The organism is Acinetobacter sp. AG3, from assembly GCF_022343575.1.
Taxonomy (GTDB): domain Bacteria; phylum Pseudomonadota; class Gammaproteobacteria; order Pseudomonadales; family Moraxellaceae; genus Acinetobacter; species Acinetobacter guillouiae.
Window position 1 is genome coordinate 380815 of the sequence record NZ_JAKQZD010000001.1, and the last position, 24695, is coordinate 405509.

Consider the following 24695-nt stretch of genomic DNA (forward strand, 5'->3'; position numbering starts at 1 on the left):
GACTGCCTTGTGCTTCGCCAAAGTTACAACTTTGGCTTGCTCAGGGCTTTTTTTATGGCATGATGCATAACAAGAAAGACCAAAAATATCGTGAATATGCAAAGCTTTTATTTTTTTCAACACACAGATGAACCTTATACCTGTATACAAAAAGAACCTGTTTTTAATGCAGAGCAGCAATTTGTCTGGGTGGATTGTACCCGTGAAGATGTGGTCAATCGTGCTGAACTATGGCAAAAAGAAATCTATAATTTGACTGAAATTCACCTCAATGAATACCATATTCGAGATATTTTAAATATCGAACATCCATGCGCATTTGATGCAATGGAAGATTATGATTTATTGATTTTTCGTAAATTAATTACCCCAGATGATCAGATCGATAGTGGTGAAGATGCCCTTGAACAGCATGATCGTGTTTTTGGTTTGGCGTCCTCACCAGTCAGTTTTATTATTACTTCACAAGCTTTAATCACTATTCATGAAAAGGGCAACCATGCCTTTGAAAGTTATCTTGCCCGTATTTTCAATATCATGAATAAGAGTTTAGAAGAACAGAATAAACCACGTAAATTACCCACTACCCCTTTAGATTTAGCACTGCGCTTGCTGAATAGTATGATTGATGGCTATTTGGATTTACGTAATCCTTTGTCTCGTCGGGTTGAATTTTGGCAACAAGAACTTTTGCAAGGCAATCGCCGCTTTACCAAGTGGCATCAACTGTTTCAGGAAAATCTGGTTTTTCAGCAAATTGAAAATTTGTGCGAAGAACAAATAGATTCCTTGCAGGAACTTCGAGATGAAATTGTTGAAAATTATGCCCATTTAAAAGGTAAAAAACGCACTGAGAAGCAGGACATTATGCTGGTTCGCGTGGATGATCTGGTTAGCCATGTTGAGCGTATTCAAAAATATACAGTACGTTTAAGTACCGCAATTCAAACTGCGATTGATTTACATTTTTCTGCAATCGCCAATCAAACCAATGAGAATATGCGAATTCTTGCGATTATTACTGCGGTGTTTGCGCCATTGACCTTATTAACAGGGGTGTATGGAATGAATTTTGAATTCATTCCAGGTCTACGCAGTCCGATAGGTTTCTGGGTGATGCTGGGTGTGATGTTGGGCTGTACGATTGGGTTGTTAGTCTATTTTTACCGCCGTCATTTGGTCGGGCGTGGTGAACGAAGTGTGATTGATATGTTGGCACAACAACATAAAAATCAGCACGTCAATTTACTCTGGTTTTTAGATTATGAACCGATCAAACAAACCATGAAAGAAGTCGAAAAAATCACAAAACTGAAATAATTAAGCATTATTCTAGTTGAGGATTTATCTGCGCTGTCTTTTGTAAAATTAAGTAGAGTTGATCTTTTAATCTTAATTTTTTGCGCTTGAGCTGCTCAATATTTTCATGAATATGATTGAGTGGATCAAGCTCAAGGTGACTGATTTCACGATCAAGTTCATCGTGGTCAATCAAAAGTTTAGCAAAATGCGGATCTTCTTGTTTTAAACTACACATGAGATCGCGGTGTTCTGGGAACATGTGTTTCAACTTTTTATTCATTACTTTCGAATTCATCAGAGCTCATTAACCTCTTTGTCAGAAAATTCTAAACGAAAAAACAAAAACGGAGAGACAAGTTCTCCATCATGACAGGTTAAATATTAACCTGTCACTAGGCATTAACATTTTGAAATGAATTAATGAGTATGAAGGTGAAGATGTTTGACTTGTTTTCGCAATTGTTGAACTTCATCAAGTAAATCCATCATCATTGCAACGGCAGATAAACTGGCTTCAAAGTCACGTTGTAAACGATAGGCACGACGTGCGCGTGAGATATCTTCTCCAAAAAATTGATGAATACGGTCTTCAGGACGTGCAGGTAAAATTTCATATTCAAGCAATTGCAAAATCCAATCCGGACTTTGACCGCATGCCTCAGCAAAGTGCTTGAGATCTAGATTTAGGTTTTCATCCACGATTTCTGCATCATGGAAACCGTCATAGACAATTTCACGATATTGAATAGTTGTCATGATTGCTCTCCTTTAGCAAGGCTATGTTGGTATCTATAAAATTATGAACGAGGATTAAAGTCAGTAAAAGCATCAGCAAATTGTTGATAGGCTTTTTGCTGTGTTTCGGTGGTTGCTTTGGGATAAACAATATTGATCACCAAATAAAGATGACCTGGGGTTTTATGCGGTATCCCTTTGTCTTTTAAACGGAGTTGCTGATTGGGTTTGGCATTTTGTGGCACAGTAACTTTTACCTTACCTGCTGGGGTATCAATTTCAATACTTTGACCAAGTGCTGCTTCCCAAGGTGTGACATCAACCGTGTAATAGACATCAGCACCTTCAACACGGATACGGTCAGTGTCTTGGTATTGGATCTCAATATAAAGATCGCCATTTTCACCACCGTTAATTCCAGCTTGCCCTTGTTTTGCAAGGCGAATTTGCTGACCTTCTTTCATGCCTTTGGGGATTTTAACTTGGAGGGTTTTCCGTTGTACCTCGGGTTCACCATAGGCATTATAGGTTGGGATTTGTAAGGTGATACTCTGGGTTGCGCCTTCATAACCAATGCTTACAGGAATTTCAATACTGGCATGTTGGTCTTCACCTTTATAGCTGCGTTGTTGCTGAGAGCCGCGTTGCCCAAAATCTTGTTGATGTCCACCGCCAAAACCGCCACCGAAACGTCCAAATAGATCTTCAAAACCACTAAAATCTTGTCCACCATTGCTACTGTACGAACGATGGAATTGGCTACCATCAAAACCACTTTGACCTGTAGATTGCCCACCAAATCCACCTGTATTGGCATAGGGGTTATCGAGTTCAAAATCGTATTGCTTTTTCTTTTCTTCATTGCTTAAGGTGTCGTAGGCGACATTGATGGTCTGCATTTTTGCTTCAGCATCGGTTTCTTTACTCACGTCAGGATGATATTTACGTGCGAGTTTTCGATAAGCTTTCTTAATTTCGTCTGGTGTCGCATTTCTAGAAACACCCAAATCTTCATAATAATTTTTTGCCATACTTAAGGTCATTATTTTGTTTAACTTTATTCTAGTTTTATGCCTTTTTGGCTGCAGATGGAAGAGCAACTTAGTGTGGTTATTGTTTCAAAACTTATCTAGCGCAAAAGCCCGCTTATGCTGATAAAGGTGGTGTTTCATGTTCTATGGGCTTTGTGTGTTCGGGTTGGTGCTTTGGTTAAGTAAATGACAATTCCAAAGAGCTATTCAACCCTTTAATTTATAAAACTTGTTGATTATGCTTTGAATTTTAATTGAAAAAAAAGAGCAAACTGAATTTGCTCTTTTCTTGGTAAAAATCGATAGTTAAATTTTTGCAAATTTAAACCATTCAGATCTTAATAGATTAACTTAAATGCTCGCCAAACAGATTCAAAGCTTCTTTTGCAGTGAATTGATATTTTTTATTGCAAAATTGGCAATCCATTTCAATTGGATTTTGAATTTCTAGGGTCTCTTTGACTGCATCTAGACCAATCTGGATCAATGCATTTTTGCATTTATCGCGTGAACAGGTGCAGTTGAATTGAAGCTGTTCAACGTCTGGCAGACGAACTTCTTCTTCATTGTATAAACGATAAAGAATTTCTTGTGCGGTTAAATCCGTCAACTCTTCAGGCTTTAAGGTCTGCGTCAACATAATCAAACGTGGCCATAAGTCTTCATCTACACGTTGCTGTTCTTCTTCATTATTACGAGGTAATAACTGAATCAGTAAACCGCCTGCATTGTGATGGGTACTTGCCAAGACAATACGTGTTGGGATTTGTGCAGAAAGGTCATAATACTGCATTAAACAAGCCGCAAGCGTTGGTTGATCAAGTGGCACAATTCCTTGATAACGCTCACCAAATTCAGGTTCAATATTGATAAATAACACAGGTTGTTGCAACGTGCTGAGCACAGTACTGCTGTCTTCACTCAACATAAAATGCGGATCTTCTTCATAATCTGCAAGTGCACGTACATCACCTAAATGGTTGCATTCAGCCATCGCCCATTTGAATGTACCTTGTGCTTGAATTTGTAAGCTAATACGTCCTTTAATTTTTAATGTGCTTGCAAGTAATGCTGTTGCACTCAACATTTCACCCAATAAAATGCGCACAGCAGGCGCATAATTACGCTGCGATAGAATCGTTTGTAGTGCTGTATCTAAATGTACAATTTCACCACGTACAGGGCTATCTTCAATATAAAAACGTTGACGTAAATCAGACATAAAATTCTCCAAATCCCTGTTTAGATGGTGGCGATATTATAAATCACAAGTTTATTTCACCTGAAAAACGCTGCATCTTAAAGTTAATTTTCGTCATCACGCATAATATTAATACGATCATGCTTGGCATGTGTGGTTTGAGCTTTTGCTGTGGGCCTTTCTAAGCCTGATTCATCCAAATCTGGAACATCTTTATATTGTTCAGGATTGTGGTTTTCAACTTGCGCATCGCTTTCAAACAGGTGCTCAAGCTCCGAAATAAAGTCCCGATAACTTTCAAAAAGCTTTTGCTCATCGGTATAAATACGCTGTTGACGTGTTAACAGTTCTTCATCGTAGTTTCTAAATAGCTCAACACTATCATAAGCCTCTTGTTTGCTCATGCCCAGTTCACACAATGCTCGATAACCCATACCCAAGGAGGTTAAATAGGTTTCACGCCAAATATGTTTAACTCCGACATCACGTAGGAGGTGCATGTGATAACGATCTCGTGCTCGAACCAATAAGGTAAGGTTTGGATAATTGAGCAAAATATGTCGCGCAACATTCATTGAATCTTCAACATTATCAATCGCCAATACAAAAACCTTGGCCTGTTCAATTCCGGCTGCACGGAGTAAATCGGGTTGAGTCACATCGCCATAATACAAAGTACCACCATAGCGTCGAACAAAATCAATTTTTTGTAAATTATTATCAATGGCGGTAAAGGTAAAATGACGGATACGAGCCAAACGAGCAACAATTTGCCCTACACGACCAAAACCAGCAACAATAAGAGCAGGGTGTTCGTTGGGAATCTCATCGTATTTCGGTGCACTGTCTTTATTGATTAAGGGCAATACTTGCGTACTTACCAACCAAAAGAAGATGGGGGTCAGTACCATGGATAAGGTCACAATTAAGGTGATGGGCTCCATGATTGTTTCAGCCAGTACTTTTTCACTTTTTGCCACGTTTAATACCACAAAGGCAAACTCACCCCCTTGGGCCAAACAGGTTGCGACCATTAAACTGTTGGTCCAACTCATTTTTTTATAACGTGCAATGGCTGTCATCACGATCATTTTGATCAGAATTAAACTGACTGCGCCACCAATAATCAGTAATGGCATATCTGCAATTAACGAGATTTGTGTGGTCATTCCTACCGTCATAAAGAATAAACCAAGCAATAAACCTTTAAAGGGCGCAATACTGGCTTCAAGCTCATGACGGAATTCAGAGTCAGCCAGAAGTACACCTGTTAAAAAAGCGCCTAAGGTTGTGCTGATCCCGAGTGTATCCATCAATAACACCACACCCAGCACGATAAATAGGCCAACGGCTGTGATCAGTTCTGTTGCACCACTTTTTGCCACAAAGCGGAAAAATGGTCGCATCACATAACGGCTAAACAGAAATAAACCCGTGAACGTGGCGATAATCGCAGCAAAGTAAGCAACGCCATGATGACTCGATTCGCTGCCCGCTAAGAGAGGGATGATGGCAAGTAATGGAATCGCAGCAATATCCTGAAAAAGTAAAATCGAAAAGGATTGCTGACCATGAGTGGTATTGAGTTGTTGTTTTTCTTCTAAAAGTTGTAAAACAAAGGCAGTTGAAGAAAGTGCTAAGGCAAAACCAATCACAAAACTTGCAGGGAGTGATTGTTGAAAGATTAAATAGATAGTTCCCATCAGCACCAACCCAGTAACCCCCACCTGTAAACTTCCCATTACAAAAATGGATTGGCGCATTTCCCATAAACGCTGTGGTCGAAGTTCTAAACCAATCAGGAACATCAGTAAAATCACCCCAAATTCGGCAAGGTGCATGATTTCCTCCGGATCATTGGCGATGTTAAACGCGCTTGGACCCAGAAGTATTCCTGTAAATAAGTAACCCAGTACGGTGGCGATACCGAGTTTTTTCCCTAAAGGAACCAGAATTAATGCTGCACCAAGGAAGATGGTGATTTGGAGTAACAGTGACATTCACTTGCCTTAAGTTTTTTTCTTTCTTTAGAAATTGTAGCGTGATTTTGTGATTCACTTGGAGATATTTATTAAGAAATTGTCTTTTTACCCAATAAAAATTTAAAAGTGATGAGAGAGGTAAGGGGGTGGTTCTATAGGCTCACTTAACGATGACATGCTTATCGCCATGTAGTACCTACATTGTGCATAGCTAAACGATGCAAAATGCAGAAGCGGTTTAATCGAGACTCGGTTCATTCTCTCGATTTGTATAGCAATAAGCTAAATTAAGACTTTAACTCAACTCTTGCGGATCAACATCTATGGTGACTTTCATCGTAGAAGGTTTGCTATGTAACAGCTGTTGCCACCATTGACGAATATAAAAATGCATTTTTGCCCGATCTTGAGAAAGCAAAACCACATGGGCTTGGTAACGCCCTGCTTTACGTTCCATTGGCGCTGGAATCGGTCCCCAGATATCAATTAAATTCTCTTCGGCAGTTTGTCTAAGCAGCTGCGTCATTTCAGTCAAAAACTTTAAATTTTCTTCCTGATGTTTTGAATCACAACGAATCAAAGCTGTATAACGAAAAGGTGGAAGCAGTGCAGCTTGGCGATCTTTTAAGGTTTGTTTGGCAAAGGTCCGATAGTCATTATGAATCAAGGTGTTTAATAACGGATGATCAGGTCTTAGGGTTTGTAAATAGACTTCACCCTTCATTTCACCACGACCCGCACGGCCTGCAACTTGAATAATCAATTGCGCAGTACGTTCTGTGGCGCGGAAATCCACACTCAACAAACCTGCATCGATATCCAAAATTGCCACTAAGGTGACATAAGGAAAGTGATGTCCTTTTGCCAGCATTTGCGTGCCAAGTAAAATGGTCGGTTCACTTTTCTGGATCTGATCATAAATCTTTTGCCAACTGCCAACCCGACTGGTTGAGTCACGGTCTACGCGTAGAACGGGAAAATGAGGGAACAACTCATTCAAAGTTTCTTCAACTTTGGCAGTTCCCATGCCGATTGGCTTTAATTGTTGTTGTTGATTGCATTGAGGGCAAGCATCAGGCATACGATTAATCGTGCCACAATGATGACAATGTAAATGCTGATAAGGCTTTAAATGTAGGGTAAAGTGAGCATCGCAATTGGGGCAATTGGCCTGCCAACCACAGCTTTCACAGATAAGCACAGGGGCATAGCCGCGGCGATTTAAAAAAATAAGAACTTGTTCTTTTTTCTCTAAACGTTTTTTGATTTCAGCAATCAAAACATCACTTAAGCCATGCTGTTTTTTTGCCACTTTTAAATCAATCAAATGCATTTTCGGCATGATTGCGGCACCAGCACGTTGATTTAACTCAATCCGTGTCAGCTTTTCTTGGCGAGCAAGATAATAACTGTCAATACTAGGCGTGGCAGAACCTAAGATAATCGGGCAATTTTCTAAATGTGCACGATACATGGCCACATCGCGAGCATGATAACGAAAGCCTTCTTGTTGCTTAAAAGAAAGATCATGCTCTTCATCTAAAATAATCAAACCCAAATGTGGCAAAGGTGTATAAATTGCAGAACGTGTGCCTAAAATAATAGAGGCTTTGCCCGTTTGCGCATGCTGCCATGCTTGTAAACGTTTAGTGTCATTTAAGCCTGAGTGCAGTAAGGCAATATTGCAATGAAAACGTGATTGAAAACGGCTGATGGTTTGTGGAGTTAAGCCGATTTCAGGCACTAAAACCAAGACTTGTTTGCCTTGTTTAAGTACTTCATGCATCACTTGCAAATAAACTTCGGTTTTACCACTCCCAGTTAAACCATCCAGTAGAAACGCTTGATATTTTTTCTGCGCTTTTAAAATCGCTTGAATGGCTTTCTTCTGATCGTCATTTGGCGTGAGTGGCATCTGTGCCAATTGCACAGGTTCTGGCGTGACATTTTGTGGTTCCAAATCACAACGAACAATGTCTTTTTTCTCAAGGACTTTAAGTGTGGCTGTTTCAACACCACTTAAATTAAGAATATTTTCCTGTGTCCCTTTCGGGTGTAGCTTTAAAATTTTATAGGCTTCTTGTTGTTTTTCAGAACGCTTAACTTTGTCTTCGGCATGTAAGTCTAAAAGTTTCCAGATACGTGCCAATAAATTATAAGGTTTACCTTGGCGTAATAAGGTAGGTAACGCCGTTTGAATCACTTCGCCGATAGGAAATTGATAATATTGTGATGACCATGTCAATAAACTTAAAACTTTACTGTCTAGAATGGCCTGTTCATCTAACAGTTCAGTAATGGCTTTGAGTTTAAAATGAGAATCCACAGGTTCATCAATCGGTACTTTCTTAACAATAACACCAATCAGATTTTGTCTGCCAAAAGACACTGCAACACGCGCACCGACTTCAGCTTGCGCATATTGTTCAGCGGTGACTTGGTAATCAAAGCAGTCATTCAAATAGACTGGAACAGCAACTTGAATACGATAAATCGTCTGTGGCGTAGCAAGGGTATTCGACATTTTTAATTTAGTGACTCATTAATTTAGTGAGGCTGTGATGAAATTGTTTCATGTCCAGATTCGGCTTGTGTTAGAGTGTAACAGTCATCTATAAACATGAATATGAATGATTTATAGGGTATGACGCAACAGCGTAATCAAAAAATTTTGGAAAACTAGAGCATAATAATGCCAGCATATCAATTTACTGCAATTGATGCTTCAGGAAAGCAGCAAAAAGGCGTGTTAGAAGGAGATTCCGCACGCCAGATTCGACAACAACTACGGGACAAGGAATTGATTCCTGTCACGGTGGATGCTGTTGAACAAAAAGATAAAAATAAAAGTTCAGGATTTTTTCAACGTAAATTCTCGGCTTATGATCTGGCCTTAATGACACGTCAACTTTCTGTTTTGGTCGCTGCTGCGATTCCTTTAGAGGAAGCATTACGAGCAGTTGCCAAACAAAGTGAAAAAGTGCATGTACAAAATCTGTTACTTTCGGCACGTTCAAAAGTGCTTGAAGGGCACTCTTTGGCTCAAGCGATGCAACAAACAGGATGCTTTCCAGATTTGTATATTGCGACCGTTGCTGCGGGTGAACGTTCAGGACATTTAGATTTAATTTTAGATCAATTATCTGATTACACCGAAAACCGCTTTGCCATGCAAAAGAAAATTCAAGGTGCGATGATCTATCCAATCATCTTGATGTTTATGTCTTTTGCGATTGTGATGGGGTTAATGACGTATGTTGTTCCAGACATTGTTAAAACCTTTGACCAAAGTAAGCAAGCCTTGCCATGGATCACTGTGGCTTTAATGAAAGCCAGTGAGATTATTCGGCAGGCTTGGCCCTTTATGCTGGTGTTTAGTGTGGTTGGGATCTTTTTATTAATTCGATTCCTGCGAACTTCTGCGGGGCACTATGCTTTTGATCGTTTAACACTCAGATTGCCATTATTTGGTAAATTATCTCGTGGTATAAATGCAGCGCGTTTTGCCAGTACCTTATCTATTCTTACCCAATCAGGCGTGCCATTGGTCGATGCTTTAAAAATTGGAGCAGCGGTGAGTAGCAATTGGGTGATACGAGATGCTGTTAATATTGCAGCAGAGAAAGTCACAGAAGGTGGAAATCTTGCAACACAATTGGAGCGTTGTGGTTATTTCCCACCGATGATGGTACAAATGATTAAAAGCGGTGAAGCTTCGGGTGAGTTAGATCGAATGTTAAGCCGTGCATCAGATATGCAGGATCGAGAAGTATCCTCATTTATTTCAACATTATTGGCTTTACTGGAACCTTTAATGTTGGTGTTTATGGCTGGTATTGTTTTGGTTATTGTGATTGCTGTCATGTTGCCAATCGTCAATATGAACAATATGATTTAAGCCAATTATTTTTATAAAGAATATATAGAGAGTAAGCAGATGCAACGAAAGATGAATAGGACTCGTCAGTCAGGTTTTACCTTAATTGAAGTGATGGTTGTGATTGTTATTTTAGGCGTACTTGCAGCATTGATCGTACCCAATGTGATGGGACGTGGTGAAAAAGCCAAAGTTGACACCACTAAAATTGCATTAAAAGGTGTAGCGGGTGCTTTAGACCAGTATAAACTGGACAATGGGCGTTATCCGACAAGCCAAGATGGTGGTTTAGACGCGCTTGTAAATCAACCTGCAACGGCTAAAAACTGGTTACCTGGTGGTTATGTTAAAGGTGGTTATCCGAAAGACAGTTGGGAAAATGATATTCAATATGTGATCCCTGGTTCTGAAGGTCGTAAATTTGATTTATATTCTTTTGGTGCCGATGGTAAACAAGGTGGTGAAGGAAATGATGCAGATATTTATTACCAACCTTAATTGAAGATTATTTAAGTTAATATTTATGGGATTAATCACTTCATTTAATCGAGTTAATAAATCTTGAGTGAAGTGATAATCTTTCTTGTTTGCTAAAGTGTATTTAATTTATTGAAATATAACAACTATTTAAAATAACGATGTTTGAGAGTTATAATAAGAATTATTCCCATATTTAATAGTTACAAGAAAGTTAAATTGTGTATAAAAATAGACTTTTTATTTAATTAAAAGCTTGCATAATAGTTCTCAGGGCAATCTGAATTGCTTAGGAGGATGAGATGAAAGCATTATTATTACCAGATGAAATCAGCCAATTTCATTGGACTATGCTCAAATCTGTTCTTTTAATTTTGAGCCTATTACCGATTAGCCAGTTTTTTCTCAATATTTGGCAAGTTGCCGATGCCAATAGCCAGATCATGATTGGTTTTATGGCGATTAGCGTATTTAGTGCATTATCCATTATTAGTTTTTATAATGCCTTAAATTTGACAGTATTTCAGTTAAAAACTGAATTCTCATCATTATTAGAACAATATTTAGTACGTTCATATCGTTATGTGCCAATGTTATTTTTAGCTGCAATGATGTCTTATTTGGTGACTCAACTTTAGTTGAAATATCATGGAAAACCGAGGGTATAATCCTCGGTTTTTTTTTTGCACGATGATTTAATGATTCAGGTTTGCAACTAAGTTGGCTGAACAAGGCTCATGGTGATTTTGCGCACAATAGGTAAGATAAACAGTAACACTGGAAAGGCAATCAGCCAAGAAATCCCCCAAGCTGAAAGCCATGTGTATAGCGAAAAATTCTCAAAACTCATGCTTCTGAATGTACTGATACCTGAAACAATAAATGTCATGATAATAGACAGTAACAAAGGTAAAACAATCGCTGCATAGCGATGTGGAATCTTTTTAAAATTAAAATAAGACGATTTAGAATTTTGCATTTTTTACTCCGTAAACCAACAAACGCCAGTGCCGCACCAAAATATTAAAATTTTGATTAAAAATAGCCCCAAGCCTTGTTGGAGATATGTTGGCACGTTGATTGACGTAAACGTTTACGGCTTTATGATCAGCGAAAATAATTTAGCATAAACTTGAAAAAAATATAATAAAAAATGCGCCGAAAATATTTTCAATTTCGTTTTGATAGGGTTTGGATTGAGGCTGGATTGAACATGATTGTCTTTTTAACAGGATCATTTGTCTGTTTTGTATAAGGTTGATCGCTTTAAATTTATCTAAAATGATTTTATCTCTTGAGATGAACTGATAAAAATACGAGGACTCAGCAATGCAACAAATAGAATGGAATGATTTTCTTAAAGTAGAGTTACGGGTAGGAAAAATTATTCAAGCAGAAGTGTTTGAGAAAGCGCGTAAGCCTGCTTATATTTTGCATGTTGATTTTGGCGAAGCACTCGGTGTGAAGAAATCGAGTGCGCAAATTACCAACCTGTATCAACCTGAAGATTTAATTGGGAAGCTTGTGGTTGCTGTTGTGAACTTTCCAAAAAAACAAATTGGACCGATTCAATCAGAGTGTTTAGTGACGGGTTTCCATAATCAAGATGGGCATGTGACGTTGTGTGTGCCTGATGCAAATGTGCCATTGGGAACAAAGTTGCTTTAATCATTGAATCAAGCGCTTTGTTGAAGCTGACCTCATCTCCTTAAACCAGAGATGAGGGATTCAAGCATTAACGTCTAGATTTAAAGCTAATATCGACTGCTTTAGGTCGATAGATCCAGCCTAAAATTAATAACAATAGGGAGAGCAATAAAATAGGATAATCACTAAAGCGGGTGTACCAAGTTTCACCTTGCATGGCAGGTAAATCACCACGAAGCACAGCTTTTTGATCTACAGGGGCTTGTTTTACAATATGCCCATTGTGGTCAATAAAAGCTGTAACACCTGTATTGGTGGCACGAATAAACCAACGTCCATTTTCCTTAGCACGCATTTGTACCATTTGAAGATGTTGTAATGGACCTGCTGTACCAGTGAACCACGCATCATTAGAAACAGTCACTAAAAAGTCACTATTAATCGCATTACGTCGAGTGAGATTCGGATAGGCCACTTCATAACAAATGGCTGCAGCCAAATCATGTCCTTTAATATTAAAAGGTTTTTGATTGGATGCACCTTGGGAAAATCCACTCATGGATGGATCATTTTGTAGTGCAGGTAATACCCAAGCCAACAATCCTGAAAGTGGAATATATTCACCAAAAGGCACCAGACGTTGTTTTTTATATAAGCCTGAAGAATCTGCGCCAGAAGCCATCATACTGTTGTAGTACATTGGATAGCCATTTTTCTGTGATTCTTTTAAGTCCCAATAAGGAATACCCGTTACCCATGCTGTGCCTGAACTTTTGGCTTGTTGATCCATCATATCCAAGAATTGTTGAATATCTGTTTGGAACAGTGGAATCGAGGATTCTGGCCAAACAATCAGATCACGCCCCCATTCAGTACGGCTTAAATTAACGTAAATTTCTAAGGTTTTAACCTGATATTCAGTTAACCATTTTAAATCTTGCGGAATATTGCCTTGAATCAAAGAAACGGAGAGCGGCTTTTCTGCTTTCGGTTGTACGAAAGTGATAAACGATGCGCCCCATGCGCCAAGGATTAAAATGATTGCAGGAAAGATCCAAAAGACTTTTCTATTTAAAATTTCAACCAATGCACAAGCAAGGATAATCACGACAAAAGATACTGCAAACACACCAAACAATGGAGCATAGCCATCTAAGAGTCGTTCAGTAAATGCGTAACCTGCAAATAACCAAGGAAAACCCGTAAAGACCCAAGTCTTCGACCATTCAAAAATAACCCACAAAGGAGCGAAAGTTAATGGTGTTTCAGGGAAGAATCTACGATATACCCAAGTCTGAATTGCGGTAAAAAGCCCCATGACAATGGCCATGATGGCGATCATCAAGACACTTAATACTGCATTGGTATCTCCATACACATGAATCGATGTATAGAGCCAGAATGCGCCAACAAACCATAGACCAAAGCCATAGCTTAAGCCAATCGCAAATGCTTGGCGTGGTGTACGGCCTTTTAAGCAAGCATATAGCAGGGCAGGCGATAAAATTGCCAACCACCACCAATAATAAGGCGCCAGTGCTAAACTGAACACTGCGCCTGACATTAACGAAATCAATAATGGGAAAATGAAGGGCAGCTGTTTTTGTTGTTGTGATGAATTTAACAGCTTGTCAAAGTATGCTCTCATTTATGTACAGCTCGAATCAGATGAATAGTGCGTGCATCTGCTTCAATAATTGTAAATTCCCAATCCTCAAGCTCAACCACTTGGCCTTGAAGATCACTCACTAGACCAATTTCTTGAAGCAGTAATCCGCCCATAGTCTCTACTTCATCGTCAGGAAATTCAGCATCTAAAACATTGTTAAAATGTTCGATTGGTGTAAGTGCTTGCACAATCCATGTATTGGCTGTGGTATGGGTTGTATCTGGAATGATAAATTGCGCTTCTTCGTCAACGTTATCATGCTCATCTTCAATTTCGCCAACAATCTCTTCCAGAATATCTTCTAAAGTGACGAGACCTGCTGTTGAACCATATTCATCAATCACAATAGCAATATGGGTTTGAGTGTTTTTTAACATTCTCAAAACTTGGTCGGAACGGGCACTTTCTGGCACAAATAATGGCTGACGCATTAACGCATGCACATCGACAACAGATGAACGATCAGTTAAAAAGGGTAAAAGATCTTTAGCAAGTAAAATACCCACCACGTTTTCAGGCTGATCAGAAGAGAAAACAGGGAAACGTGAATGTGCAGATTCAATAAGAATATCTAAAATATCAAGAAGTTGATCATCTTCTTGCAAACTGACCATCGCTGTGCGCGGAGTCATGACTTCACGGATTTTTGTTGCAGGAAGGTCTAATACGCCTTCTAACATTGCAACAGTATCGGGTTCTAAAAAACGACGTGAATCTTGTACTAATTTTAGCAGTTCATCCCGGGTTTCTGGCGCTGTTCCTAACCATTTGCGTAAGCCACGCATTCCCCACGATGGGCCTGATTCCTCGTGCATGATCTTTCCTAAAGACGCTTAATATCTAGTAAATGTTTTTTTATCATACCGAAGAAAACACAGATGTCTATCTATTAAATAAGGTAAATAGATGAATGTATGTGTCATATTATAGATATATTGCAAGCCTTATTCATTATTTGAGTTTGTGTTAAAATTATTGATTGATTTCGCTTCTTTTTGAGAATAGATAATGTCTGAACCGATGCCTACAGCAAGCATTCAATTAAACACGCGTGGACTACGTTGTCCTGAGCCTGTAATGATGTTGCATCAAGCAATTCGTAAATCTAAATCAGGTGATGTCGTTGAAGTATTTGCAACTGATAATTCAACCTCTTGGGACATTCCTAAATTTTGTATGCATCTCGGTCATGAGTTGATTTTACAAGAAGAAGTACTAGATGATGCCGGGAATAAGGAATTTCACTATTTAGTGAAGAAAGGTTAAAAGATTATGATGGGTGGAAATCAGTCTATGTTATATGTAATGATTTCCCTTTTATTGATTTAAAAATATTGAAATTTATTTGGCCTGTTTTTAATGGCTAATAAATTTATGTTATATGCAATTTGTTGAATTTTAATAATTATATTGTGGATATTAAATCATTTTACAAAATTAAAAATGACAGAATTTTGACTTATGATTATAATCTAAACATATTTTTTAATAATAATTAACTCATTCAAATGAACAGCTTAGTAAATAGCATTTATAAAATATTGGATCAGCTTGGACTAAACGCACAAAAACGAGCTTTGCATATCCAATTTAGCAATACAGACTTAAACAACCAAGTCTTCTTACAACGTATCGATGGACAACATGGTCTAAACCAAGGTGTGTCTATTGAACTGATTTGCCTTGCCACCTCGGCTGTGATTCCGCTTAAACAATTCATTGGTAGCCAAGTGGCCATTGATCAAGTCACAGATCATGGACAACTGTTTCGTAGCACAGGCGTAATTACTGAGGCCGCACAAGGGCAAAGTGATGGTGCACTAACGCTATATAAACTCAAACTCGAAGATGCCACTTCACTGTGGTATAAACGCCGTAACAGCCGAGTGTTTATGAATAAGTCGGTTGTGCAAGTCATAGAAACCCTCTTTAAAGAATGGCAAGACAAAAGCCCACTCTTTGCCTCCAGTCTAAGCCTGGATAAAAGTGGTCTTAAAAAAGACTACGATATCCGACCATTCATTATGCAGAGTAACGAAAGCGACTATGCATTTTTAACCCGCTTGATGCGCAGTGAAGGGATCAACTGGCTGATTGATGAAGCGCAATTGATTGTGCCTAGTTCTGCGACTCAAATTCAACCACAAAAACTGCGTTTGGTGGATGATAACAGTGAATACAAAGCACTAGAACGAAGAAAGATCCGCTTCCATCGTAGCAGTGCCACAGAACAACAAGACAGCATCACCAGCTTTATTGGGCAACGTAGCTTACAACCCACTGCTGTCCATGTACAACGCTGGCAAGCAGATGTGTTAGAACAAGAAGAGGGCGCAGGCAGTGTTCAAAGTAAACACCAACATAGTCAAAATCAAAACAATGCCAGTCTCGGTTTAGAACAGGCTTGGCATATCAGCCCAGCATGGATTCAAGACTTGAATGGTGAAGACCAAGCAACCGCTTCAAATAACAATCAGATTGAAAAGATTAACCAAAACCTCAGCCATTATTACGATGCTCAATCCAAGCAATTTGTTGCCAACTCCACTGTACGTGATGCTCAAGTAGGCTACTGGTTTGAGTTAAACGAACACCCTGAAATAGATCAACACAGTGGCTCAGACAAAGAATTTCTGATCACCTCAAAGACATTCTATAACCAGAACAACTTACCTAAAGATCTGAACGAACAAATCAATCGCTTGCTCCAACAAAGCAACTGGGTAAACGAAAATAAAGCAGACAACAGCAACAGTGATGAACGCCAAGCCAATCAATTGGTGCTACAACGCCGTAATATCACCACTGTTCCTGAATACCACCCACTACAACACCGTCCAAGTACCCATCCACAACGTGCCAAAGTGGTTGGACCAAGTGGAGAAGAAATCCATGTCGATGAATGGGGACGTATTAAAGTTCGCTTCCTGTTTACCCGCAATGAAGACCACAGTCATGATGGTGGTGCAGGGAGCAATGACAACGACACCGATTCCGCTTGGGTGGATGTACTGACCCCGTGGGCAGGTGAAGGCTATGGTGCGCGGTTCTTACCGAGGATTGGTGAGATTGTCGTGATAGATTTCTTTGATGGCAATATCGATCGACCATTTGTGGTGGGGCGGATCCATGAAGCGCAACGCAGCCTGAGCAAGTTTGATGACAAAGGCAAGTTGCCCGATACCAAGAAATTGGCAGGGATTAAAACTAAGGAATATCAGGGCAATGGCTATAACCAACTGAAATTTGACGATACCACCAACCAGATCAGCAGCCAGCTACAAAGTAGTCACGGTGCGAGTCAACTTAACCTCGGTAACCTGAGTCATCCTAAAGAAACTGATACCAGTGAAGGACGAGGCGAAGGTTTTGAACTAAGAACAGACCAATGGGGTGCAGTGCGTGCAGGACAGGGTCTACTACTCAGTACCTATGCTCAAGATTCAGCTTCAGGCAATCACCTTGATGCAACTGCGGCGAAAAGTCAGTTAGAAAGTAGTCTAAATAACTCTAAAGCCTTAAGTGAAGTTGCTAAGAATCAGCAAACGGATCCTTTAGAAAATTTAGATCATTTGAAATCGTTTATTTCTTATTTGGAAAAAGGCGAATCCAGTGAAGCAAAAAATCAAGCAGATACCTTTAAGCAAGCCCTCATGTTATTGGCCTCACCCAATTCGATTGCGCTTGCTACTAATGAAGATCTACATCTTTCTGCCGATCGACAAATCTATGAAACTGCGGGTGATAGTATCAACCTGAGTACGCAAAAGAATTTAGTTGCACATGCGCAATCAAAGATCAGTCTTTTTGCGGCACAAGAAGGGGCAAGATTATTTGCAGGGAAAGGTAAGGTTGAAATCCAAGCACAAGGCGATGGTGCTGATTTGATTGCGCGTAAAGGTATTCAAATTATTTCGACGGAAGAAAAAATCGAGATTAAAGCGGATAAGAAAATTATTTTGATTGCAGATGGTTCTCAAGTTGAAATTAGTAGTGCAGGTGTTTTACCGACCACTGCGGGTAAGTTTGAAGTCAAAGCTGGACAACATAAGTTTTTGGGTGGTGCGAAAGTTATTAGTTCTAGCATCAGCTTACCTAAAATAGGTGAAAAAAATGCATATGATTTGAAAATGCTGGTGAAAGATAATGATGGAAATATTAAGAGAAATATGAAGTATTACTTTTTCTTAGCGAATGGAAGTAAGGTAGAAGGCATAACAGATGATAATGGCTATACTAAAACAATAACAACAATTCAACCTGAAAAAGTGGATTTACATTTAATAAATGATGAGCTTATAAATATTGATGAGATAGATAATGGCTAATTACGATTTTTATCCATATGTTTCTTTGGAATCTAATGTTGATATTAATGATTTGAGATATTCATTGCGAGTTTATGATCCTGTTAAAAATATTAATTATTTAGACCAGAGTAATAATAAAATATCACCATATTCAAAAAATTTATTGATTAAGTCAACTAAGAATTTCAGAACTCACATTTTAAAAATAGTTGTCAATGATCCTGCTAAACTAAAAGAATGTATTTTAATTTTTGATTTATTTAGAATATCTAAGAGTGGTGCTGAAGTTCATGTTATTAAAAGATATTTGAGTGCAAACAGAATTGAAGAGTTTAGCTCTCAAAATAGATATAATGTTAAATTAGATATTGTTAAATATAAAGAAACAAACAATGTTACGAAACAGACACAACCTAATAATCCAAATATTGTGGAAGTGAATCTACCATCGAATAGGGTTTTTATTGAAGAAAAATACCCTCCCGGTAATTCAAATGATCCTTTTACTAAAGAACGTGTTGAGACTAGTTTATATAGTAGAATTAAAGATCCATACCCAAATCAACGCAGTACATATTTGTGCGGGCCAGCTGCGTTCTTTTATTGCGTTTTAAATAGCAATAAGAAAATATATGCTAAAATAGTAAAAGAGTTATGGGAGAAGGGTGAGGTAAAGGTTAATAATCTTAATATAAAACCTTCTTTAGATGGTGCTAGAAAAGTGAATGGTTTCTATAAGGAGAATAAAGGTGTTAATAATAAAATAACATTAAATCCAAGAATTTCACCAGTAGATTGGATAACAATGGGGAGTTTGAGAGATTCAGAGAATTCAGTTTTTGATTATAATACAGCAGAAAGTCAGAATATTGTAGGTGATAGTTTTAATGGTTTTACGGCATTTACTCTACCATCAGATATGGAGCGTTGGTTAAAGAATATTGGTTATAAAATAGTATATACTGAAAGAAATTACAGTAGCCGTGTTGATAGCTTAATAAAAGCAAATGCATTTTCGATGCAAAATCATTATTTGATAGCATTAACAATGGGTGCTATTGTAGAAGGGCAGCCAGAAATTCCTCGATTTAGCAAACTTAAAGTTAGAGGTCCTTCACATTGGATTGTATTTACAGATAATATTAAAACAAAAAAAGGACAATTAATTACTTCCTCAACTCAACATAGTGAAATAGTATCAGCTTATTGTGCAACTTGGGGAAGTAATCAAAAAATTAAAGATCAAGAACTGAGTTTTTTTTCTAGTAATTTATATTGGTTTATTGTTGTTGAAAAGACATTGAATTAGGAAATTTATGAAAAATATATATTTACTTTTATTGTCAGCTTTTTTTATATTAGGCTGTAGTAATACTCCGACTATAACACCTGATAATTTGCCAAAAGCTTCAGTAGGAAAACCTTATAACGTTAAAATTGAAATTGAGAAAGTTATATTGGTTGATGACTTATTTGTTGATAGCAATATCACTAATGATTCTGGTTTGGTTTTAAATACTGGTGTTGGAGAGCCTCCTTATAGTGATAATACAATTGAAGTTAAAGGGACCCCCATTAAAAATGGAAAATATGAAATTATATTAGAGGGGCAGACTAGAAATGCATATGGTGGTAATATTAATTTTAGAAAAAAATATGATTTGATTGTTTTGCAGTAAATAAAATTAAGTAGGTTTTTTAAGTAATGTATTTTTGTTTAAATAATCTTAATATGGTTGTTTAAATCAAGTCACTATTAATTATTGGATAAAGGGAAACATTTTTAAGTATACAATTGATTTATATGGTTTTCTAAAGCCAAGTTATTCAATTAGTGAAGATAAAGCCGTCATGTGTATTTATTAATATTTTTTAGTATGCTGTATGAAAATTCTATGGTTGTATTGAAAATAATTTAGTTGTATTAGTAAGGCTAAAATGACTGAAAAATCTAATAATTAAAGTCGAGATACAGGATGATTTTAAAGAAAATTATTCGATTTTTGGTAATCACATTGTTATCGAGTTTGGTAGCTTGTAATTCGTCATCTGAGACGATGAGTAAAAATGAACAAGAAATGAATGAATCTGATTATATTATTGGCGTTGTGGCTGGCAACCCTAGTGAAAATTTAATTAATAGTAATGCTAAGTTTTTTTCACAATATAGTTTAGGTGCAAGTGTTGGATTTATACGACCAAAATTAAATGTAAATGAAGAAAGTAAACTAAAATTAAATTTAAAAGATGGATATGACCACACAGTTTTAGTTTTTAATAATTTAGAAAATTTGGTTTTTTTCTCAGATGATAACTATCCAAAACAAGACGTTACAGATATAGGTTTTGATATTAGTAATATAAAATCTAAAAAAATTAATGAAAAAAATAATTTTTTTCTTATGAGAAAATTGTAAAGCAATTAAATAAAAATGGTTGGAAAGTCTTTTACTTCGAGTCTGAACCGAGAGTGTTTGGAAAACAATCATTTGAAGCCAATAATAAAATACCTAACTATCAGGGGAGTTTGGATGGGTTTTATTTGGATAGTGAGGAAAAATGGGAGAAGTATTCGAGTGCGTTAAAACGCCAGCCTCTTAGATTTTATAAAAATAATGTCATATTAACGATAAATTTTCGCGAATCTATTGATGAAGTAAAAATTCACTTGGATTTTATTACTTTTTTTTCTCACTATTTTTATCAATATGATGAGAAAATTAGAGATAAAGATTGGAAAGTGTTATTGAGTAAAGATTTAAATAAGTGGGAAAGAGAGAGACAAAGTACAGAAGTTAAAATGGAAAAACTAGGTTATGATATTAAAAAAGAATATCACAACCCAAATGTTTGGGATTTTTTAAAATAGAAAGACATAGATATAAATCATCGTTTTAATAATCTACATCTATGTAAGCAAACTTAAAAATTATTAGGTTTGACATCGCTCTAACGATATTAAATTAAAAAACCCGCCGAAGCGGGTTTGTTGATTTACATATTCGGGTAGTTTGGACCACCGCCACCCTCAGGAGTTACCCAAGTGATGTTCTGAGATGGATCTTTAATATCGCAAGTCTTACAGTGAACACAGTTTGCAGCATTAATCTGGAAGCGCTTAGAACCATCATCATTTTCCATAATCTCGTAAACACCAGCAGGGCAGTAGCGTTGAGCAGGCTCATCCCATTTTGGTAAGTTGACATTGACTGGAATAGAAGCATCGGTCAGCTTTAAGTGAGCTGGCTGATTCTCTTCATGTACGGTATTCGATACAAATACAGAAGATAAACGATCAAAGGTTAATTTACCGTCTGGCTTTGGATAGGTCGGTTTAAATGTCGCAGCATCTACAGTTTTTAATGCACTAAAGTCAGGTGCAAGGTCATGTAGGGTAAATGGCACTTTAAAGATATTTTGATCGATAAAGTTAAATGCACCACCCATCCATAAACCGAATTTATGCATCGCTGGGCCAAAGTTACGTGAACGATGTAACTCTTCTTTTAACCAACTGTTGTTGAATTTGTCCGTATATGCAGTCAATTCTTTAGCAAAGAAATCTTCGCCTTCAGCGACACGCGCAACCGCTAAATCACCACCTTTCTCATGACCTGCTTGAATTGCTTCAAATACAGCTTCACCACACAACATACCCGATTTCATCGCAGTATGAGAGCCTTTGATTTTAGCAAAGTTTAAGAAACCTGCATCATCACCAATTAAGCAACCGCCTGGGAAGGTCAGTTTAGGTAGAGAGTTTAGACCGCCTTTAACAACTGCACGTGCGCCATAAGAAATACGCTTACCGCCTTCAAGATATTGCTTGATCAGTGGATGTGTTTTCCAACGTTGCATTTCAGCAAAAGGGTACATGTGTGGATTTTCATAAGATAAATCGACAATCATCCCCAAGGTCACTTGGTTGTTTTCAGCGTGATATAACCACCAGCCGCCTGAAGAACCTGTTTCTGCCAAAGGCCAGCCTGAACCATGCATCACTAAACCTGGTTTATGTTTAGCAGGGTCAATTTCCCAAAGTTCTTTGATCCCGATACCGTAATGTTGCGGATCAGCATCTTGATCTAAGTTGTATTTTGCAATCAGACGTTTACCAAGGTGTCCACGGCAACCTTCTGCAAAAATTGTGTATTTTGCATGAAGTTCATAGCCAGGGGTAAAGTTATGCGTCGGTTCACCATCTTTACCAATACCCATATCACCAGTTTGGATGCCTTTTACAGAACCATCTTCATGATAAAGGATTTCTGAGGCAGCAAAGCCAGGGAAGATAGAAACTTCTAACTCTTCCGCTTTTTGACCTAACCAACGCACGACATTACCCAATGAAATAACATAGTTACCATCATTGTGCATGGTTTTAGGCACCATCCAATGTGGTGCTTCTTGTGACTTTTCAGCAGACATGAGGAAATAAGTTTTGTCCTCAGTCACAGGTACATTTAAAGGCGCACCTTGTTCTTTCCAGTCAGGGAAAAGTTCATTGATTGCACGAGGTTCAAGTACAGCACCAGAAAGGATATGCGCACCAACTTCAGAGCCTTTTTCAACCACACAGACGGAAAGGTCTGGAAGATTGTTTTCAAGAGCTAATTGACGAATTTTAATCGCAGCAGAAAGACCCGCAGGGCCTGCGCCTACGATCACTACGTCAAACTCCATCGATTCGCGTTCGATGTGTTCCATGTAGGACTCCTCATATTTCTAAGGGTGGCAACCGTGAGCATTTATTGGGAATTAATAAATCGGTGCTGCCATGAGTGTTCTAAAAATTCCGTGATACGAATTAACGCTCGTACCAATAATATATTTTGCGCTAGTATAGTTAGAAACCCTAATCTAGCCAATTGGCTGAGTCGTATTATTTTTAAGTCAGCAAGGCATAAACCATGGTAAATCAAAATAATTCAACATCAGCGGCTCAAAATCAGCCAGATTCTGATAATAAAAACTTAATGAGCATTGCACAATACTTAAAAGATGTACAGGCGGGTCACAAAAGGTCAATACCCCCTTTAGAGCAGTGGCAGCCAAAGCATTGTGGCAAAATGGATTTGACGGTAAAAGCCAATGGAGAATGGTGGCACGAAGGTCAATTGATCAAACGCCAAGCGCTTTTAGACCTGTTTACAAAAGTACTTTGGAAAGAAGACGGAAAGTTCTATTTAAAAACCCCAGTTGAACAGATTGAAATTCAAGTTGAGGATGAACCTTTATTGGTCAATCAAGTTGATCAGGTGAATCTCGATGGACAGGTCTATTTACAAGTTACCACCACCAATCAAGACATTACACTGATTGATCCAGAACACCCTATTTTTATGCGTGAATATCAAGGTGAGTTAAGACCTTATGTACATATTCGTTTTGGGATAAATGCCTTGATTCAACGTTCTGCTTTTTTTCATCTGATTGAATATGGGAAATTGCTTGAAAATGAACAAGGAGATACCATTTTATCTTTAGAAAGTGGTGATTTTCACTTGCAATTAGGGACTTGAGGTTTAATCTTGTTAATTATTTTACCGTATGCCAATAGTGGATCAAATGAGCGCGATTCTTCCTCTCTCTCCTCTAGAAAATCCAATGCCAAAAGCCTTGGCAGATGCCCCGATTGGTATTTTTGATTCAGGTATCGGTGGGCTTTCTATTGCACAGGAAATTGCCAATTATTTGCCAAATGAACGTATTGTTTATTATGCCGATACTGCACATGTCCCTTATGGCCCACGGACGGATCAAAATATTCGTGAATTAACTGCACAAGCAATCGAGTGGTTATATCGTCAAGGTTGTAAAATCGCAGTTGTGGCATGTAATACCGCTTCAGCATTTAGTCTTGATTATTTACGTGATCATTATGGTGAAAACTTTCCTATTGTTGGGCTGGTGCCTGCTTTAAAGCCAGCAGTGCTACAAACCCAGTCTAAAGTGGTTTCCGTTTTGGCTACACCTGCCACTTTTCGTGGAAAATTGATCAAAGATGTGATGCAGCGTTTTGCAGAACCTGCCAATGTTGAAGTACTGACGATTACCAATCTTGAACTGGTTCCCTTGATTGAATCTGGACGTTATAACAGTTTGGAATGCAAACATAGCCTGCAAAAGGTTTTAGATCCAGTCATTGCCAAAGGTTCAGATTATTTGGTGTTGGGCTGCACCCATTACCCTTACTTAAAACAAAGTATTCAAGAATTATACGGCCCTCAGCTTAACTTAATTGATTCTGGATTAGCGGTTGCACGACAAACGGCGCGTATATTGTTAAAAAATGAGTTAATATCAAGTAGCTTGCAAGAAAAAGGGGTGCGTTTACAATGTTTTGTGAGTGGGGGAAATGCAAAACAATTAGAAAATGTCATCAAACATCTCATACAACCAAAAATTACATGGTCTGTAGAAAATATTGTTGAAAAACTCGGCTAATTCTTTCAATATTGAAC

Annotated in this window: 23 protein-coding genes; 13 read left to right on the forward strand and 10 right to left on the reverse strand. The window is 38.0% G+C overall.

Annotated elements, in window-relative coordinates; translation table 11 throughout:
- The first annotated feature begins 96 nt into the window (after positions 1–96).
- A complete protein-coding gene (locus L3V46_RS01705; RefSeq protein WP_239046743.1) occupies positions 97–1320 on the forward strand; it encodes a magnesium transporter CorA family protein in 1224 nt (407 codons plus the stop codon).
- Between the two features lie 7 nt (positions 1321–1327).
- Here the strand turns inward: L3V46_RS01705 and L3V46_RS01710 are convergent, their stop codons facing one another.
- The 6 genes from L3V46_RS01710 to L3V46_RS01735 all read right to left on the reverse strand — a co-directional run bounded on the left by L3V46_RS01710 (position 1328) and on the right by L3V46_RS01735 (position 8775).
- Positions 1328–1597, reverse strand: a complete 270-nt coding sequence (locus L3V46_RS01710; protein WP_004725519.1) for a DUF465 domain-containing protein — start codon at positions 1595–1597, stop codon at positions 1328–1330.
- 122 nt (positions 1598–1719) lie between these two features.
- The gene (locus L3V46_RS01715) at positions 1720–2058 is read right to left on the reverse strand and encodes a chaperone modulator CbpM (protein WP_004725521.1); all 339 of its coding nucleotides are present in this window, start codon (positions 2056–2058) and stop codon (positions 1720–1722) included.
- Between the two features lie 41 nt (positions 2059–2099).
- Positions 2100–3068, reverse strand: coding sequence for a DnaJ C-terminal domain-containing protein (locus L3V46_RS01720; protein ID WP_239044788.1), 969 nt, complete (start codon positions 3066–3068; stop codon positions 2100–2102).
- 346 nt (positions 3069–3414) lie between these two features.
- On the reverse strand, positions 3415–4290 hold the full coding sequence (locus L3V46_RS01725; RefSeq protein ID WP_004725526.1) for an Hsp33 family molecular chaperone HslO: 876 nt from the start codon (positions 4288–4290) through the stop codon (positions 3415–3417).
- 83 nt (positions 4291–4373) lie between these two features.
- Positions 4374–6269: a monovalent cation:proton antiporter-2 (CPA2) family protein gene (locus L3V46_RS01730; protein WP_239044789.1), complete on the reverse strand. Its 1896-nt coding sequence runs from the start codon at positions 6267–6269 to the stop codon at positions 4374–4376.
- 277 nt (positions 6270–6546) lie between these two features.
- Positions 6547–8775, reverse strand: a complete 2229-nt coding sequence (locus tag L3V46_RS01735) for a primosomal protein N' (RefSeq protein ID WP_239044790.1) — start codon at positions 8773–8775, stop codon at positions 6547–6549.
- 168 nt (positions 8776–8943) lie between these two features.
- Between L3V46_RS01735 and gspF the strand changes: the two genes are divergently transcribed.
- From gspF to L3V46_RS01750, 3 genes are all read left to right on the forward strand, one after another.
- Positions 8944–10149 (forward strand): type II secretion system inner membrane protein GspF, encoded by a 1206-nt coding sequence (gene gspF / locus L3V46_RS01740; protein WP_239044791.1) that lies wholly within the window; start codon positions 8944–8946, stop codon positions 10147–10149.
- Positions 10150–10188: 39 nt separating this feature from the next.
- Positions 10189–10626, forward strand: coding sequence for a type II secretion system major pseudopilin GspG (gene gspG, locus L3V46_RS01745; protein ID WP_004816754.1), 438 nt, complete (start codon positions 10189–10191; stop codon positions 10624–10626).
- 281 nt (positions 10627–10907) lie between these two features.
- Positions 10908–11243, forward strand: a complete 336-nt coding sequence (locus L3V46_RS01750) for a hypothetical protein (protein WP_004725552.1) — start codon at positions 10908–10910, stop codon at positions 11241–11243.
- A gap of 77 nt (positions 11244–11320) precedes the next feature.
- On the opposite strand, the gene L3V46_RS01755 is transcribed toward L3V46_RS01750, so the two are convergent.
- Positions 11321–11584 (reverse strand): DUF2798 domain-containing protein, encoded by a 264-nt coding sequence (locus tag L3V46_RS01755; protein WP_239044792.1) that lies wholly within the window; start codon positions 11582–11584, stop codon positions 11321–11323.
- 350 nt (positions 11585–11934) lie between these two features.
- On the opposite strand from L3V46_RS01755, the gene L3V46_RS01760 reads away from it, so the two are divergent.
- Positions 11935–12273 (forward strand): tRNA-binding protein, encoded by a 339-nt coding sequence (locus tag L3V46_RS01760; RefSeq protein WP_004725556.1) that lies wholly within the window; start codon positions 11935–11937, stop codon positions 12271–12273.
- A 67-nt stretch (positions 12274–12340) separates the two neighbouring features.
- Here L3V46_RS01760 and lnt read toward each other — a convergent pair whose 3' ends face one another.
- Entirely contained in the window at positions 12341–13900 is a 1560-nt protein-coding gene (gene lnt / locus L3V46_RS01765; protein WP_004725558.1) for an apolipoprotein N-acyltransferase, read from the reverse strand.
- Positions 13897–14736: a CBS domain-containing protein gene (locus L3V46_RS01770; protein ID WP_004816763.1), complete on the reverse strand. Its 840-nt coding sequence runs from the start codon at positions 14734–14736 to the stop codon at positions 13897–13899. The genes lnt and L3V46_RS01770 overlap by 4 nt, the downstream gene beginning before the upstream one ends.
- Positions 14737–14929: 193 nt before the next feature.
- On the opposite strand from L3V46_RS01770, the gene tusA reads away from it, so the two are divergent.
- The 6 genes from tusA to L3V46_RS01800 all read left to right on the forward strand — a co-directional run bounded on the left by tusA (position 14930) and on the right by L3V46_RS01800 (position 21100).
- On the forward strand, positions 14930–15187 hold the full coding sequence (tusA, locus tag L3V46_RS01775; RefSeq protein ID WP_004725563.1) for a sulfurtransferase TusA: 258 nt from the start codon (positions 14930–14932) through the stop codon (positions 15185–15187).
- 242 nt (positions 15188–15429) lie between these two features.
- Positions 15430–18249 carry a type VI secretion system Vgr family protein gene (locus L3V46_RS01780; protein WP_239044793.1) on the forward strand — a complete coding sequence of 940 codons (2820 nt, stop codon included), beginning with the start codon at positions 15430–15432 and terminating at the stop codon, positions 18247–18249.
- Positions 18242–19540: a hypothetical protein gene (locus L3V46_RS01785; RefSeq protein WP_239044794.1), complete on the forward strand. Its 1299-nt coding sequence runs from the start codon at positions 18242–18244 to the stop codon at positions 19538–19540. The genes L3V46_RS01780 and L3V46_RS01785 overlap by 8 nt, the downstream gene beginning before the upstream one ends.
- Before the next feature lie 7 nt (positions 19541–19547).
- Complete coding sequence (locus L3V46_RS01790) at positions 19548–19910, forward strand: hypothetical protein (RefSeq protein ID WP_227504302.1); 363 nt, start codon at positions 19548–19550, stop codon at positions 19908–19910.
- A 399-nt stretch (positions 19911–20309) separates the two neighbouring features.
- Positions 20310–20648: a hypothetical protein gene (locus tag L3V46_RS01795; RefSeq protein ID WP_239044795.1), complete on the forward strand. Its 339-nt coding sequence runs from the start codon at positions 20310–20312 to the stop codon at positions 20646–20648.
- 53 nt (positions 20649–20701) lie between these two features.
- Complete coding sequence (locus L3V46_RS01800; RefSeq protein ID WP_239044796.1) at positions 20702–21100, forward strand: hypothetical protein; 399 nt, start codon at positions 20702–20704, stop codon at positions 21098–21100.
- A 125-nt stretch (positions 21101–21225) separates the two neighbouring features.
- On the opposite strand, the gene L3V46_RS01805 is transcribed toward L3V46_RS01800, so the two are convergent.
- Positions 21226–22938, reverse strand: a complete 1713-nt coding sequence (locus L3V46_RS01805; RefSeq protein WP_004725573.1) for an electron transfer flavoprotein-ubiquinone oxidoreductase — start codon at positions 22936–22938, stop codon at positions 21226–21228.
- A 203-nt stretch (positions 22939–23141) separates the two neighbouring features.
- On the opposite strand from L3V46_RS01805, the gene L3V46_RS01810 reads away from it, so the two are divergent.
- Both L3V46_RS01810 and murI read left to right on the forward strand, forming a co-directional pair.
- Complete coding sequence (locus L3V46_RS01810; protein WP_004816777.1) at positions 23142–23753, forward strand: DUF1285 domain-containing protein; 612 nt, start codon at positions 23142–23144, stop codon at positions 23751–23753.
- Between the two features lie 46 nt (positions 23754–23799).
- On the forward strand, positions 23800–24678 hold the full coding sequence (gene murI, locus L3V46_RS01815) for a glutamate racemase (RefSeq protein ID WP_035370572.1): 879 nt from the start codon (positions 23800–23802) through the stop codon (positions 24676–24678).
- Positions 24679–24695: the final 17 nt, after the last annotated feature.

Bases quoted from the DNA above. Each gene is read 5' to 3' on its own strand.
- L3V46_RS01705 (WP_239046743.1), top strand. From the start codon at position 97: ATGCAAAGCTTTTATTTTTTTCAACACACAGATGAACCTTATACCTGT.
- L3V46_RS01710 (WP_004725519.1), bottom strand. From the start codon at position 1,597: ATGAATTCGAAAGTAATGAATAAAAAGTTGAAACACATGTTCCCAGAA.
- L3V46_RS01715 (WP_004725521.1), bottom strand. From the start codon at position 2,058: ATGACAACTATTCAATATCGTGAAATTGTCTATGACGGTTTCCATGAT.
- L3V46_RS01720 (WP_239044788.1), bottom strand. From the start codon at position 3,068: ATGGCAAAAAATTATTATGAAGATTTGGGTGTTTCTAGAAATGCGACA.
- L3V46_RS01725 (WP_004725526.1), bottom strand. From the start codon at position 4,290: ATGTCTGATTTACGTCAACGTTTTTATATTGAAGATAGCCCTGTACGT.
- L3V46_RS01730 (WP_239044789.1), bottom strand. From the start codon at position 6,269: ATGTCACTGTTACTCCAAATCACCATCTTCCTTGGTGCAGCATTAATT.
- L3V46_RS01735 (WP_239044790.1), bottom strand. From the start codon at position 8,775: ATGTCGAATACCCTTGCTACGCCACAGACGATTTATCGTATTCAAGTT.
- gspF (WP_239044791.1), top strand. From the start codon at position 8,944: ATGCCAGCATATCAATTTACTGCAATTGATGCTTCAGGAAAGCAGCAA.
- gspG (WP_004816754.1), top strand. From the start codon at position 10,189: ATGCAACGAAAGATGAATAGGACTCGTCAGTCAGGTTTTACCTTAATT.
- L3V46_RS01750 (WP_004725552.1), top strand. From the start codon at position 10,908: ATGAAAGCATTATTATTACCAGATGAAATCAGCCAATTTCATTGGACT.
- L3V46_RS01755 (WP_239044792.1), bottom strand. From the start codon at position 11,584: ATGCAAAATTCTAAATCGTCTTATTTTAATTTTAAAAAGATTCCACAT.
- L3V46_RS01760 (WP_004725556.1), top strand. From the start codon at position 11,935: ATGCAACAAATAGAATGGAATGATTTTCTTAAAGTAGAGTTACGGGTA.
- lnt (WP_004725558.1), bottom strand. From the start codon at position 13,900: ATGAGAGCATACTTTGACAAGCTGTTAAATTCATCACAACAACAAAAA.
- L3V46_RS01770 (WP_004816763.1), bottom strand. From the start codon at position 14,736: ATGCACGAGGAATCAGGCCCATCGTGGGGAATGCGTGGCTTACGCAAA.
- tusA (WP_004725563.1), top strand. From the start codon at position 14,930: ATGTCTGAACCGATGCCTACAGCAAGCATTCAATTAAACACGCGTGGA.
- L3V46_RS01780 (WP_239044793.1), top strand. From the start codon at position 15,430: ATGAACAGCTTAGTAAATAGCATTTATAAAATATTGGATCAGCTTGGA.
- L3V46_RS01785 (WP_239044794.1), top strand. From the start codon at position 18,242: ATGGCTAATTACGATTTTTATCCATATGTTTCTTTGGAATCTAATGTT.
- L3V46_RS01790 (WP_227504302.1), top strand. From the start codon at position 19,548: ATGAAAAATATATATTTACTTTTATTGTCAGCTTTTTTTATATTAGGC.
- L3V46_RS01795 (WP_239044795.1), top strand. From the start codon at position 20,310: ATGAATGAATCTGATTATATTATTGGCGTTGTGGCTGGCAACCCTAGT.
- L3V46_RS01805 (WP_004725573.1), bottom strand. From the start codon at position 22,938: ATGGAACACATCGAACGCGAATCGATGGAGTTTGACGTAGTGATCGTA.
- L3V46_RS01810 (WP_004816777.1), top strand. From the start codon at position 23,142: ATGGTAAATCAAAATAATTCAACATCAGCGGCTCAAAATCAGCCAGAT.
- murI (WP_035370572.1), top strand. From the start codon at position 23,800: ATGAGCGCGATTCTTCCTCTCTCTCCTCTAGAAAATCCAATGCCAAAA.